Origin of the sequence: Pseudanabaenaceae cyanobacterium SKYG29 (assembly GCA_025055675.1) — a bacterium.
In the GTDB taxonomy this organism is placed as follows: domain Bacteria; phylum Cyanobacteriota; class Cyanobacteriia; order Pseudanabaenales; family Pseudanabaenaceae; genus M5B4.
In genome coordinates, this window is sequence record JANWWT010000001.1 from 668,236 (window position 1) to 680,742 (window position 12,507).

At 45.7% G+C, this 12,507-nt stretch carries 11 protein-coding genes; 7 read left to right on the plus strand and 4 right to left on the minus strand.

Going from position 1 to position 12,507, the window contains the following annotated elements; all coding sequences use genetic code 11:
* Window positions 1-122 precede the first annotated feature (122 nt).
* Window positions 123-833 carry a site-specific DNA-methyltransferase gene (locus tag NZM01_03190; GenBank protein MCS6959033.1) on the plus strand — a complete coding sequence of 237 codons (711 nt, stop codon included), beginning with the start codon at window positions 123-125 and terminating at the stop codon, window positions 831-833.
* Window positions 834-1,189: 356 nt separating this feature from the next.
* Here the strand turns inward: NZM01_03190 and pgl are convergent, their stop codons facing one another.
* From pgl to NZM01_03205, 3 genes are all read right to left on the minus strand, one after another.
* A complete protein-coding gene (gene pgl, locus NZM01_03195) occupies window positions 1,190-1,891 on the minus strand; it encodes a 6-phosphogluconolactonase (GenBank protein MCS6959034.1) in 702 nt (233 codons plus the stop codon).
* A gap of 225 nt (window positions 1,892-2,116) precedes the next feature.
* Window positions 2,117-5,974: a SpoIIE family protein phosphatase gene (locus NZM01_03200; GenBank protein MCS6959035.1), complete on the minus strand. Its 3,858-nt coding sequence runs from the start codon at window positions 5,972-5,974 to the stop codon at window positions 2,117-2,119.
* Window positions 5,975-6,253 (minus strand): 4a-hydroxytetrahydrobiopterin dehydratase, encoded by a 279-nt coding sequence (locus NZM01_03205; protein MCS6959036.1) that lies wholly within the window; start codon window positions 6,251-6,253, stop codon window positions 5,975-5,977. It lies immediately after the preceding gene.
* A 90-nt stretch (window positions 6,254-6,343) separates the two neighbouring features.
* Here NZM01_03205 and NZM01_03210 point away from each other — a divergent pair, with 90 nt between their 5' ends.
* From NZM01_03210 to recG, 6 genes are all read left to right on the plus strand, one after another.
* Complete coding sequence (locus NZM01_03210) at window positions 6,344-7,987, plus strand: GspE/PulE family protein (protein ID MCS6959037.1); 1,644 nt, start codon at window positions 6,344-6,346, stop codon at window positions 7,985-7,987.
* A 63-nt stretch (window positions 7,988-8,050) separates the two neighbouring features.
* Window positions 8,051-8,533: a TIGR02652 family protein gene (locus tag NZM01_03215; protein MCS6959038.1), complete on the plus strand. Its 483-nt coding sequence runs from the start codon at window positions 8,051-8,053 to the stop codon at window positions 8,531-8,533.
* A gap of 9 nt (window positions 8,534-8,542) precedes the next feature.
* Entirely contained in the window at window positions 8,543-8,764 is a 222-nt protein-coding gene (locus NZM01_03220) for a DUF2839 domain-containing protein (protein ID MCS6959039.1), read from the plus strand.
* Window positions 8,761-9,153, plus strand: a complete 393-nt coding sequence (locus NZM01_03225) for a GIY-YIG nuclease family protein (protein ID MCS6959040.1) — start codon at window positions 8,761-8,763, stop codon at window positions 9,151-9,153. Before NZM01_03220 ends, NZM01_03225 begins: the two co-directional genes overlap by 4 nt.
* Before the next feature lie 2 nt (window positions 9,154-9,155).
* Window positions 9,156-9,851, plus strand: a complete 696-nt coding sequence (gene ispD, locus NZM01_03230; protein ID MCS6959041.1) for a 2-C-methyl-D-erythritol 4-phosphate cytidylyltransferase — start codon at window positions 9,156-9,158, stop codon at window positions 9,849-9,851.
* 10 nt (window positions 9,852-9,861) lie between these two features.
* Window positions 9,862-12,267 carry an ATP-dependent DNA helicase RecG gene (gene recG, locus NZM01_03235; GenBank protein MCS6959042.1) on the plus strand — a complete coding sequence of 802 codons (2,406 nt, stop codon included), beginning with the start codon at window positions 9,862-9,864 and terminating at the stop codon, window positions 12,265-12,267.
* On the opposite strand, the gene NZM01_03240 is transcribed toward recG, so the two are convergent.
* A complete protein-coding gene (locus tag NZM01_03240) occupies window positions 12,260-12,475 on the minus strand; it encodes an NAD(P)H-quinone oxidoreductase subunit O (GenBank protein ID MCS6959043.1) in 216 nt (71 codons plus the stop codon). The two genes, recG and NZM01_03240, sit on opposite strands and share 8 nt — an antisense overlap.
* Between the last annotated feature and the right edge of the window lie 32 nt (window positions 12,476-12,507).

Here is a 12,507-nt window from a genome sequence, read left to right on the forward strand (position 1 = left end):
AATCATACTGGGAGACTGCCAAGATATTCTTAAACAAATGCCTAGCGACTGCGTCAATTTACGTCAATTTAATAGTAACTTCTCCCCCCTATGCCGATAGTCGTCGCTCTACCTACGGCGGTATAGACCCCGATAACTATGTTGAGTGGTTTTTGCCGATTGCCGCTGAACTAAAGCGGGTTTTGGTAGAAGATGGCACTTTTATTCTAAACATCAAAGAAAAGGTAGTGGAAGGGGAAAGACATACTTACGTTTTGGAGCTAATTTTAGCCTTAAAACGACAAGGGTGGTTATGGACTGAAGAGTTTATTTGGCATAAAAAGAATTGTGCTCCTGGGAAATGGCCCAATCGGTTTCGGGATGCCTGGGAAAGATGCCTGCAATTTAACAAACAGAAAAAGTTTAAGATGAATCAGGAGGCTGTAATGGTTCCTACAGGAGAATGGGCAAAAAGTAGGCTTAGGCATTTGGGGAGTAATGACAGAATAAGATTTAACTCCCAAGTAGGTAGCGGTTTTGGTAAAAATATTGCTAATTGGTTGGGTAGAGAGATGGCTTATCCTACTAACGTTTTACATCTAGCTACAGAGTGCGGTAACAAACAACACAGTGCTACTTTTCCCAAAGCATTACCTACATGGTTCATCAAGCTATTTTCTGATGAGGGGGATTTAGTTTTAGACCCGTTCGTTGGCTCCGGTACGACTTGTGTATGTGCTGCAGAAATGAATCGACATTACATTGGTATTGAAATTAAGGAAGAATACTACAAAATTGCACTGGCTAATCTTAGTTGTTTAACAAGTAACTTTATACAGACTTCTTTAGTATGACCTGTGTTAATTACGTACCTAGCAAAAAATGTAGTTAAACCTTTCTATGAAAAAAGAATTCATAGTTTGTCTTCCCTTACTCTGATTTCACTAGCGCGCAAATCAATAAACGTAATCACCTCAGCAGTGTGAACCTGTCCATGAATTAAGGATTCTGCCCGACAACACTGCAAAAACTTACACCAGGAAAATATGTCCTTCCCTTGGTGCAAAAAGACAAACTAACCCCATGCTAGAGCGGAATTTAGAGTCAGCGAACGCTAGAGAAATTTAGTTAAGCAGATTTCAGTTTTCCTCTTTTAACCAATGTTTTTTCTCAGTATCTTTTTCCCTTTGAGCATGGCTAGACCCTATCTCTACAAACCATTGCCGAAGGCAGCACGATCGACTAGCCACACCACATTGCCTTTAATCAAACGTGCTGGATATTGATTGCTATCACCTACTTTGGCATGAACAGCTTGGAATGCCTTATTTTTGTTAGCACCACTGACTAAAAAGACAATTTGTCTAGCACTGTTGATCACAGGAAAAGTGAGAGTAAGACGGGGTTGGTTGTCTTTTTTGCCAACAGTTACCCATCGATCCTGTACCTGCAAAGCCTCAGTATGGGGAAACAAAGACGCAGTATGACCGTCATCTCCCATACCTAAGATCACAAAATCAAAGACTGGTAAAGCAGGGGGAGTAAGACCAAAGAAAGATTCTAGCTGACTTTGATACTCGCTGGCTGCCTCTTCTGGATTGGCAAAATGCGTGGGCATAGGATGAATATTCTCAGCCGGGAAACCTACCCGATCGAGCCAGGCTTCCCTCACCATACGTTCATTGCTCTGGGGATCATCAGGGGGAACATAGCGTTCATCACCCCAAAATATATGCAAGCGTGACGTATCCAGGTCTGCCTTTGCCAGAGATTCATACAGTGGTTTAGGAGTACTTCCTCCCGCCACCACGAGGGTAAATCTATCTTTGCCTTTCTGTTCGATGGCGCTGAGGAGCAACGATCGTGCCCGTGCCACTATCTCAGATACATCTGCAAGAACCTCTATAGTCATACACACTAGACATCAACGACCGGTTATTATGACACAGAATTAAAGCGATGTACACTTTCATCACAAACACCGACTTAACATTTCAAGCTATTGTACTTGTCACTTACCAGTATTTTATAGCTTAAGTTTTAGGCAGTAATTTTCTGAAATTGATAAACCTGATGTGTACATTTTTCTCTAGTTGTACTCAATAGCTCCATCAACTGGCTGCTTTGTTTGCCATCTTTAACCATAGTCGCACTTTTGTTTGAATACAATGATGGTAATATCATCTAAAATTTTGCTATTGCCTATATGAGCTTGAATATCAGCTACAATTCTATCCAAAATTTGCTGACTAGTTTTGCGTCTATGCTTGAGAGCAACCTCACATAACCGATCGAGACCATAGAGTTCCCCTGTGGGACTGGCTGCTTCTGTTACTCCATCAGTGAACATAATAACTGCTTCTCCTGCTAATAACTCAGTGGAGTAATATTGCAAATAGGGAGAAACATCTGTTTCCAAACCGATCGGGAAGCCTAGGTCAAAGGTATCAACTCTTTCTACACTGCCGTTGTTACGTAAGATAAGCACATCCTCGTGTTGCCCTATGATTTCTAGTCTGCCTTCTTGCCACGATACCATAGTAAAAGTTAAAGCCTTGTCAGAATTGATGCGGTCTAAATTTTTGAGTAGAACAGCGTTCAGGACCGCAATTAGTTGATGGGGGGGCAATCGCAATTCCACCAGGGTAGTCACAATTGCCTGCACCATGAGCATAATTACACCACTGTCTAGCCCATGCCCCGTAATGTCCCCAATGCTGATATAAACAGTCCGATCGAGGCAAAAGACATCATAGTAATCGCCCCCCACTTCCTCCGCAGGTTGCATAAAAGCTACAACATCCACACCCAACAACTTGTGAAGGTCAGTTAGACGAGGTAAAAGCATTTTTTGTAACTGCCGAGCTACGTTCAGCTCCGCGCTCATGCGTAAATTTTCTGCTACTAATTGTTGGTTAAGCTTGGCGATTTCGGCGTTAGCTGCCTCTAATTTCTGATACTGTTCCCGCAGTTTATCCTCTATTTCCACTAAAGCAGTAATATCGCGAAAATACCAAATTTGACCGTAATACTTTTTATTGTTCCCACTAATCGACTGTGCTCGCACATCAAATACTCGATTATCCGGCAGGGGAAGCTCATCACAATATTCTCCCCTCTCCACATCATAGGCACGCTCGATCGCTTCCCGCAATCCATAGGTTAACTGTGAGCCATTCAACACCTCATGGATGATTTTACCCTCTAGCTGCTCAGGAGTTAAATTCCACATGTGACAGAATCGCTGGTTAAAAGAAACTATTTTCCCTTGCTCATCCACTGCCAAAATACCATCTATAGAAGTTTCCTGCTGCGCCCGCAGTAGAGAATTAGCTCGATTAATTGCTTTATTTAATCTCTTAATATCAGAAATATCAAGAATATTATATAACAAACAGTGTTCCCCTGCAATCTCCACTATCTCTACAAAAATCTTGCAATTGATTTCCCTACCTTCCCGATCATATATATTTACCTCAATACTCCTCAGGTAATCATTATCCTCCTGCTCCATCAAGATATGACTAATATCGTAACCAAAGAACCAACCACCGAACTCATCAATATTCTTACCAATTAACTCCTCCGCTCTGTAGCCCAATAAATTCTCACAACTAGGATTGACATCCAATATGTTTCCATTTGCACAATGGACAATAATAATGGCAGTAGGACAAGCACGGAAAATTTTACGGAACTTCTCATGATTACGCTCATTGATTTCCAAGAGTTGATTAAAGGTGTTAGCTAGGTAGGCAATTTCATCATTACCAACCACAGATAACTTGTGTAGGCTTTCCCTCTCTTTTTGCTGCTTCAGGCTATCCACCATACGCAGTAATCTCAAGGTAACTACTCGCTGGAGAACTAATAGGTTCGCTCCCAAAGTAATCAAGCCGAAGCTTAAAAAGCCCACTAACAAAGTTCTATCAATTACTGCTTGACCTGTTGCTAGTATCTCTCGCTGCTTTACGATCTTGACTAGAGCTATAGGTTGTTGTTCCATGTCTTTAAGTAAAGTGTAGCCATAGGTAAATTGATAACTTTGGGGGACTATGACATCCTCATCTCTTGTCAGTAATTTGTTCAGTACCTCATCTAGGGACTTAATTTTTTTGGCATCAGTAATATGTTGTAAACGTATGTCTAGGTTTTTGCGCTGACCGATACGGTTAATAAACTGTTGATCAATTCTCCTGGCTACCACAAAAAAGCCCCTTGGTGTGCCACTTAAATCAGAACGTATAACAGGGTAAGTGGCTATCAGAAAAATCTCATTATTGAGACTCAGTAGACCAAAATTACTTCTTTTGGGGTTAGGCTGGGTAAAAGTCAACAAGTGGGGCTTTGCCACCAAGTAGTTCTGGATTTTCTGCTGGAGAGAGTTATCTACAGCTACACCACCCACAAATTGTCTGTTTAGCCGCAGATACATCACTAGGTCAACATCCAGGCTAGTGAGGGTATCATGCACTAGGTTTGACCTGCTAAACGCTCGATTTCTATCTTGTACAAATTGATAAGCGTCGTCCCACGCTGCCCAGTCTCCGTAACGGGTGGCAATGTAGTTACTTTCCTCCTTTATAGTCTTTCTTAGTCGACTCAGTTCTGTCCTTAACTCCCGTTTTTCTAGTTGGGAATAATTGGTGTAGAGAACATTTCTAGCATAGAGGTAAAAGACAACTAAAAAAGTAATAATGGTGGCACTACTAATCAGGGCAGTTTTGCAGAATAGAGATTGCCCAGTAGGATATTTTTCCACTGATGCCAGGACATTGAAGATGGAACCAAAGTAATGTTCCCAAACCTTTATAAGAAGGACATAAGTCATTACTACCAGCAAGGTAAATAGAATTACTCTGGTTGTAGCCCACAGCACCTTGCTGTAAAGGTAATCAGCTACAAATACGACTATTTCCTGTTGAGAATCATACTGGGAGGAAAAGACAGACCTGAAATAGCCAAATTGATTACCACGGGTAAGATTAACTCTCCCCACTCCATCAAAGAGGGGCAGAACTTCCTGCCGTACCGTATAGTAGTTAGACCGATCGGCAGTACAGCTATGCATAATAAGCACAACCCGATCGTTAATCCTGCGCAACCCCTGGACACAATCAACTCCCACATCCCTTGCGAAGCGTTGGAGCAAGTTCACTCTATGTCTGTATTCTTTCTCTGATACACCCTCAGGTTTGCTAGTTCTAATGAGATAGTCATCCCCAACAATCTCTGGTATAGCTCGGGCTGCCATAAACAGGGATTCTTCTAACTGTCTCTGTTCTTCTACATAGATATTAGTAAAGATGGCGAGAAACACTCCTCCTGCTACTAGGGTGGTTGTTACTAGCTGTTGGGACTTTATCCTGATGTTAATACTAAGCAGGGTATAGACTACTAGGCTAATAACTGTGATCAAAATACTGGTTACTAAGATTTGCCGTAGCCGTCGCTGATAGTCCTTAATTTGAATATCGGCACCCAAGACAAAACGCTTCCCCGCCTTGTTTTTGTAGACCTCTAAGTAGCTGAGAAAATCCCCAAATTCATCACTAGCTGCTTCTAAAACTGAGTTTTGATTAGCTGTGCCTCGGAGCATGGCAACTATTCTGGGGGGGGCTGAACGAAATTCTGCCCAAAATCCTTGACCCCCTACTCTTTGATCAAGGGGTAATGAATCTACTACCTCTACTACTTGACCCTCTTGATTGAGGGTATAGGCGTAAATGTAGACGATCTCCCCGATCCCTTGGCGGTAGTTATCCAGGCGGTTGACAATTGTTGCATACTCTGCAGGAGTGACGGAGGTAGCATCAGTAATTTTGTCTAAGTAGGACTGACCTAAGATATAGGGCAGGGTTTTAGTGGCTTGGATTAATTTATTACTAATGCGCGCTTTGTAGCTGGCAGCCATACGCCAGTAGAAAATACTTGTACCGCCTATCCCGATTGCCAGCAGGGACAGCAAGGCAGTAGTAAATTGGCGAGGTGACATCTATTGGTCAATTTGGCGGGCTAATTCCACATCCTTGTTAGTGATGCCCCCTGCATCGTGGGTAGTGAGATTAATGGTGACGCGGTTGTAAACGTTGTACCAATCGGGATGATGGTCCATTTTTTCCGCAATCAGGGCCACCTTGGTCATAAAGGCAAAGGCGGCAACAAAACTGGGAAACTGATAGACCTTGTGCAGCTTGCCCTCGACTAACTGCCAGCCTGTTAGAGTCGTAAGTGCCTCTTGAATTTCCGCTTCTGTCAGCTTTTGCGTACTCATGGCTCTGCCCCGCTTTCTTTTCCCTCTACATTGTACCCAACTACTAAGCTTTTCCGTTAAGATTTGAATGGTTCTGTAGCAGATTTTGCTATGCAGGTTTTGCCGTCCCGTAAGTCAATCTGGCGACAATTACAAACCAATGAGATTGCTTCCTGCCAAGAGGCTCTCAGTCTGCTGGTGGATGCTGAGGGGAGGGTAAATATTGATGCCCTCGACAACGAACTAAATCAGCGCTTCTTTCGCTCCTTTGATGACCGCAGCGTGCTCCCCCCTGTGATCCCCTTGCTGTTATGGCGTAACTGCTATTACCTAGGCTGCCCCACTAAATTACCTGACCATGAGGTGCGCCTGCTCGCCGATCGGACACTGACAGAGGTAAAAATCATCCCTATTGCTGCCGAGAGCTACAAGGCGTGGTTTCGCACCCAGAATGTTCCTGACCCCAGCCGTATTACGTCTGCTCCCTTGATTAATCCCCTGACAGGGGAGGTGGAACAGGCGGATATTTCTGAGGTTACTAATCTCTATCTGTCCCAGGCGGCTGACCAGACGCGACGGATTAATGCCCTCATTTCCGTGGCGTTGCAGAACCGTGCCAGTGATATTCACCTAGAACCGACACCCCAGGGCTTGCGCGTGCGCTACCGCATTGATGGCATTTTGCGGGATGTCAAGGTCTTGCCTGTGGAGGTGAGCCGTAAGATTATCGTCGCCCTCAAGGTAATGTGTGATATGGACATTGCCGAAAGTCGGCGCCCCCAGGATGGTCGCATTAATCGGGAATATACCAGTGGGGATAGCATGGCAGCGGGGTTGGATATGCGGGTGAGTACCCTGCCCTGTGTGGGGGGAGAAAAGGCAGTCATTCGGCTCTTGCCCAGGGAAAATCCTTTCTCCAAGGAAATGCTGGAGGGTTTGGGCTTCAGCAAACGGACATTGGCAATCTATAAAAGATGGCTCTATCAGCCCCAGGGACTAATCATTATCACGGGTCCCACAGGTTCAGGGAAGACTAGCACTCTTTACACGAGTTTGCAGTTGATCGCCAAGGAACAGGTGAATGTGGTAACGGTAGAAGACCCCGTAGAGTATGTGTTGCCCAATATTACTCAAACCCAGGTGAATGAAGCGGCAGGGATGACTTTTGCAGCGGGGTTAAGGGCAATACTGCGGCAGGACCCTGATATTGTCATGGTGGGGGAGGTGCGCGACCCGGAAACGGCAGAAACAGTGGTGAGAGCGGCTTTGACTGGTCACCTAGTATTGACCACTATGCACACTAACGATGCTCCTAGTGCGATTCCCCGCCTGAAGGATTTGGGCCCAGACCCTGGTTTAATTAGCGATGCCCTGTTGGGGATTGTGGCTCAGCGTTTGGTACGTAAAGTTTGCCCCTATTGTGGGGAACCCTACACGCCTACGGCGGAAGAGTTAGACAGGCTGGGGATTCCTGCCGTACCTGAGAATATGCAATGGCGAAAGGGTAAGGGCTGTGATAAGTGTTTTGGTAGTGGCTTTTTGGGACGAGAAGCGGTGGTGGAAATTGTCGATGTGGATGACCATATCCGTGAGTTAATTTATGAAGGAACTCCTAGTCAACTGATGCGCTATCTCCGCAAGATTGACTATCCTTCTTTTCGCGTGGCAGCGATCGAGAAGGTCTGCAGAGGGATCACTACCTATGATGAGTTGGTGCGTGTGCTGCCCTATAGTGCTCTTGCCCGTAAATCTTAGTTTTTCCTTTCGCTCTGGTCAATGGCTGTAGGGGGTACTATGATAGGGTTGTAGCGAGTGAAGATAGGTACTTCTCCCGTGCATTACCCTGCTTTCGGTCCAGAAATTGCCTGCCCCCACTGCCGTCAAACAATCCCGGCTCTGATTTTAACGGATACTTACCTCTGCCCTCGCCATGGTGCTTTTGAGGTTGACCCCGATCGGCAAGAGTTAGTCCATTTGCAATCAGGGCGGCGCTGGCGGTTGTGGAATGGTGTCTGGTATCGCCAACATACTCATCCCGACAGTATTCGGTTTGAGATTCACGAACAGTTGGACTATCTTTACACGCAAGGCTATCGTGCCCTCAAGGTAATCATTGCTCAGCGGTATAAGGATTTGTTGATGCCTTTTTTGGAGCGCTTCCCTGACTACAGTACCCCCCGACTGTTTGGCTTGCAGGTGGAGTTTAATGAAGAGGAGGACGAACGGTGGCAATGTATCAATTTTGAACTGACTAAGGAACCGGGTATTCCCGTCAGGTATCCTTATTTACATCAGTTGTAGGAGGGGTTTATGGGCGATTCTAAACGGCGTAAGGAAATTTTAGGGGAGAACTACGGCAAACCCCAACCGATCGTGGCTTGGTTGCCCTGGCTGACCAAGGATAGGGCTGATCAGTTTGTCAAAATTACCACTACAGGGGCGTGGATTGGCATCGGGGCAATGGTGGTCGTGTGGGTGACGGTGCGCTTCATTGGTCCTAGTTTGGGCTGGTGGACGTTGGTAAACCAATGATCGATTACCCCAGCTTGGCTAGTTTACCCCTCTATTCCTATCTAAAGGAAAATGGTCAGATTGACGAAGGGCTAGCAAGGAAAATAGGAGTATATGCTATCTTCAACGAGGCACAAGACCTTGTCTACGTGGGTGTTTCCCGTGATATTGCTACCAGTTTGAAACAGCACTTGGTCAGACTCACTGATCAATGTCATTTCTACAAGGTGTGGACGGCGGATAGTTGGGATGCAGAGGATGAAGTTGTCAAGCATAGAATTATCAGGGGGGTGGCGCGCCGCATGGAAGAAGAGATTATGCAGAAATTAGTGCAGCGGGGGGTAAAGTTTGAGGTTAAATTCCATCCTAAACGGCGGGAAGAGGGTTTGTTGGATTTGAAGTTATATTGAGTATGGTAGCTTGTCATTTTTTAATTCCTGCAGCAGGGATGGGGAAGCGCATGGGTTTAGCGTATAACAAACTTTTGTTTGAGTTGCAGGGAAAAACGATCTTGCAATGGACATTGGCGGCAGCAGAGCAGGCTCGTTCTGTGGTTTGGATTGGGGTAATTGGTCACGAACGCGATCGGTCCGTCATTGCACCCATGTTCGATCGGTTATCTAAACCCTGTGTGTGGATTGCAGGGGGAGAAACGCGGCAGGATTCAGTGTTTAACGGTCTGCAGGCTTTGCCCCCAGAGGCAGAATATGTGTTGATCCACGATGGCGCTAGGTGTTTGATTTCCCCTGAGTTGATTGATCGCTGTGCTGTCAGTTTGCTAGAGCATCCTGCCCTAATCTGTGCTGTACCCGTCAAGGACACAATCAAGGTAGTAAAAGATGGACAAATTGTCGCTACCCCCGATCGAGCTTCTCTATGGAGTGCTCAGACACCCCAGGGATTTCATGTGCAGATGATTAAAAAAGCCCATGCGGCAGCAAGGGAAAATAACTGGGCAGTCACAGATGACAGTGCTTTGGTGGAGAAATTGGGTATAACTGTAACGATCGTGCCAGGGGAGGAGACAAATATAAAAATCACCACACCCCAGGATTTAGTTTTTGCCGCAACCGTCCTGCAGCAGCGCCAGGGAGAGGGTATGCCATAATGAAACTACCATGCTTGCCAGAGACATTATCAAACTGCAGGAGGCGTTGGAAGTAGAATCCCGCTATGGTTGTCGTAATTTGCGGGGGAAGACTGCTTACTTTGCTGATTTTTTATCTAACAGTCTGATTGAACATTTTGCTGACCGCGAACAAGCCCTTAAGTTGGCACGCAACTATCAGCAATATAACTCATTTTCCCTCGCCCAAAGACAGAATTTGATTGCGGAGACTAAACAGTTTTTGTACGAAATTCGCCGCCAACAATTGACTACTCCCCCTATCAAGGAAAAAGAGAAAACCAGCAAATCTACGATCGAGCATCTGACGCTGCAAACAACCCTAGAAGCCTGGCAAGGACCAAGGGGCAAAAGATGGCAGAAATTGGGACTGCAAACGATCGGGGATGTTCTCCACTATTACCCCCGTGACCATGTAGACTATGCTAAACAAATTCCCATTAGGGAACTGCAAGAGAATGAGACTGTAACTATCATTGGACAAATTCGGCGGTTTTCCTGTTTTACTAGTCCCAAAAATCCCCATCTGACAATTATGGAAGTGCTAGTCAGAGATAGCACGGGACAAATCAAATTACAACGCTTTTGGACAGGGAAACGCTACACCACGCAGGCATGGCAAGGTCAACTACGGAAAATGTACCCGATCGGGGCAACCATAGCAGCGGCAGGGGTAGTGAAAAAGGGGAAATATGGCTTAAGTTTGGAAGACTTTGAGGTGGAGATTTTAGACCACAGTAATGACCAAATTGAGTCTGAGCGTGTCGGTCGCCTCGTGCCTGTGTACTCTCTGACAGAGGGCATCACTCCTGCCCAAATTCGTCAATTAGTGATTGAGTGCCTACCGCTAGCTGACCAAATTGTTGACCCCCTGCCACTACAATTGAGGGAGCAATATCAACTTCTATCCCTACAAAATGCCATCAAGTTTATTCATTACCCCCCCGATCGGGAGAAACTGGAATTAGCTATCTATCGCCTCACGTTTGACAAATATTTCTTCCGTCGTTTGATTGCTCTCTATCGTCAACAACAGCAGACATCCCCCGCCCTCGTTGCCACAGGTCAACTAATTGCTCAATTCGATAGGATTATTCCCTTCCCACTGACCAATGCCCAGAAACGGGTTATTCAAGAAATCCACCAAGACCTGCAAAAAACTAAACCGATGAATCGGTTGGTGCAGGGAGATGTCGGCTCCGGCAAAACGATCGTGGCAGTCTACGCTATTTTGCTGGCGATCGAAACCGGTTGGCAGACGGCCTTAATGGCTCCGACGGAAGTCCTAGTAGAACAACATTACCGTAAGATTGTGCCTTGGTTTTCCCAGCTAGCTTTACCAGTGGAGTTGTTGACTAGTTCTACCAAAGCTAGTAAAAGAAAAGAGATTTTACGCCAACTCAGCACGGGAGAGCTGCCTTTAGTTATTGGTACCCATGCCCTCATCCAGGAAGATGTAGAATTTCAACGGTTGGGCTTAGTCATTATCGATGAACAACATCGTTTTGGTACTGACCAACGCCTGAAATTGGTGAAAAAGGGGGAGAGTCCCCATGTTATGATTATGACAGCTACACCTATCCCCCGCACTCTTTATCTCACTAACTCCGAAATTGATGTCAGTATCATTGACGAACTCCCCCCAGGCAGAAAACCAATTCAAACTGTCCTCATTCGTCCTAGTCAGCGCCGTTATGCCTATGATCTAATTAAAAGGGAAGTAGTGCAAGGCAGACAGTGCTATGTTGTTTTACCCTTGGTAGCCGAATCGGAAAAGTTAGAAGATGTGAAAGCGGCTGTACAAGAGTGGGAAAGGTTGCAGGAACAAATATTTCCTAATTTTCGTGTCGGTCTTCTCCACGGACAAATGACAGCGGCGGAAAAAGATAAAGCTATTACTGATTTCCGTGACCATAAAACGGATATTCTGGTCGCCACAACAGTAGTAGAAGTGGGGGTAGATGTCCCCAATGCCTCAGTGATGTTGATTGAACATAGCGATCGGTTTGGTCTGGCTCAGTTACATCAGTTAAGGGGTAGAGTAGGCAGGGGTGCAGACCAGGCTTACTGTCTTTTGTGCACGGATACTAATTCTGAGGTGGCCCTAGCAAGGTTGCAGGTTTTAGTCCAATCCCAGGACGGTTTTTACATCGCGGAAAGGGATTACGAAATGCGGGGCAAAGGAAAGGACGAAGGGAAAGAACAGTCTGGTCATTCTGGGTTCACGATCGATGACCGCATTAAAGACTCTACCCTCCGTCAACAGATTTATGTTCGCAGTCGGGAAGCAGCACAACTGGTCTTGCAAACAGACCCTACCCTTGCTTCCTTCCCTGCCCTCAAGCAGGCGTTTGCCTACCATTACGATCGGTTGCAGGGGGGAGCCATTTTCACGTAACTTCTTGTACCTGGTCTTTGCGCAGCCAGATGGGGGGTGTGGGCACCTGTCCAAACAGAATTTGTACGTAATCGCCCCGCAGTTCGATAATTTCCCCATCCGTCTCAAAAATATAGCTGGGGAAACGGGGGTCATTTGCCTGCTCTTCCAGACTACCCGCCAACTTTTCCCGCACTGCCCGTACTTTTGTGCCTTTTTTGATCGCCATATGCCATATCTTCCAAATCTCTATTCATTGTA

Coding starts and splice junctions, on each gene's coding strand:
- pgl (MCS6959034.1), bottom strand. CDS start 1,891: ATGACTATAGAGGTTCTTGCAGATGTATCTGAGATAGTGGCACGGGCA.
- NZM01_03200 (MCS6959035.1), bottom strand. CDS start 5,974: ATGTCACCTCGCCAATTTACTACTGCCTTGCTGTCCCTGCTGGCAATC.
- NZM01_03205 (MCS6959036.1), bottom strand. CDS start 6,253: ATGAGTACGCAAAAGCTGACAGAAGCGGAAATTCAAGAGGCACTTACG.
- NZM01_03210 (MCS6959037.1), top strand. CDS start 6,344: ATGCAGGTTTTGCCGTCCCGTAAGTCAATCTGGCGACAATTACAAACC.
- NZM01_03220 (MCS6959039.1), top strand. CDS start 8,543: ATGGGCGATTCTAAACGGCGTAAGGAAATTTTAGGGGAGAACTACGGC.
- NZM01_03225 (MCS6959040.1), top strand. CDS start 8,761: ATGATCGATTACCCCAGCTTGGCTAGTTTACCCCTCTATTCCTATCTA.
- ispD (MCS6959041.1), top strand. CDS start 9,156: ATGGTAGCTTGTCATTTTTTAATTCCTGCAGCAGGGATGGGGAAGCGC.
- recG (MCS6959042.1), top strand. CDS start 9,862: ATGCTTGCCAGAGACATTATCAAACTGCAGGAGGCGTTGGAAGTAGAA.
- NZM01_03240 (MCS6959043.1), bottom strand. CDS start 12,475: ATGGCGATCAAAAAAGGCACAAAAGTACGGGCAGTGCGGGAAAAGTTG.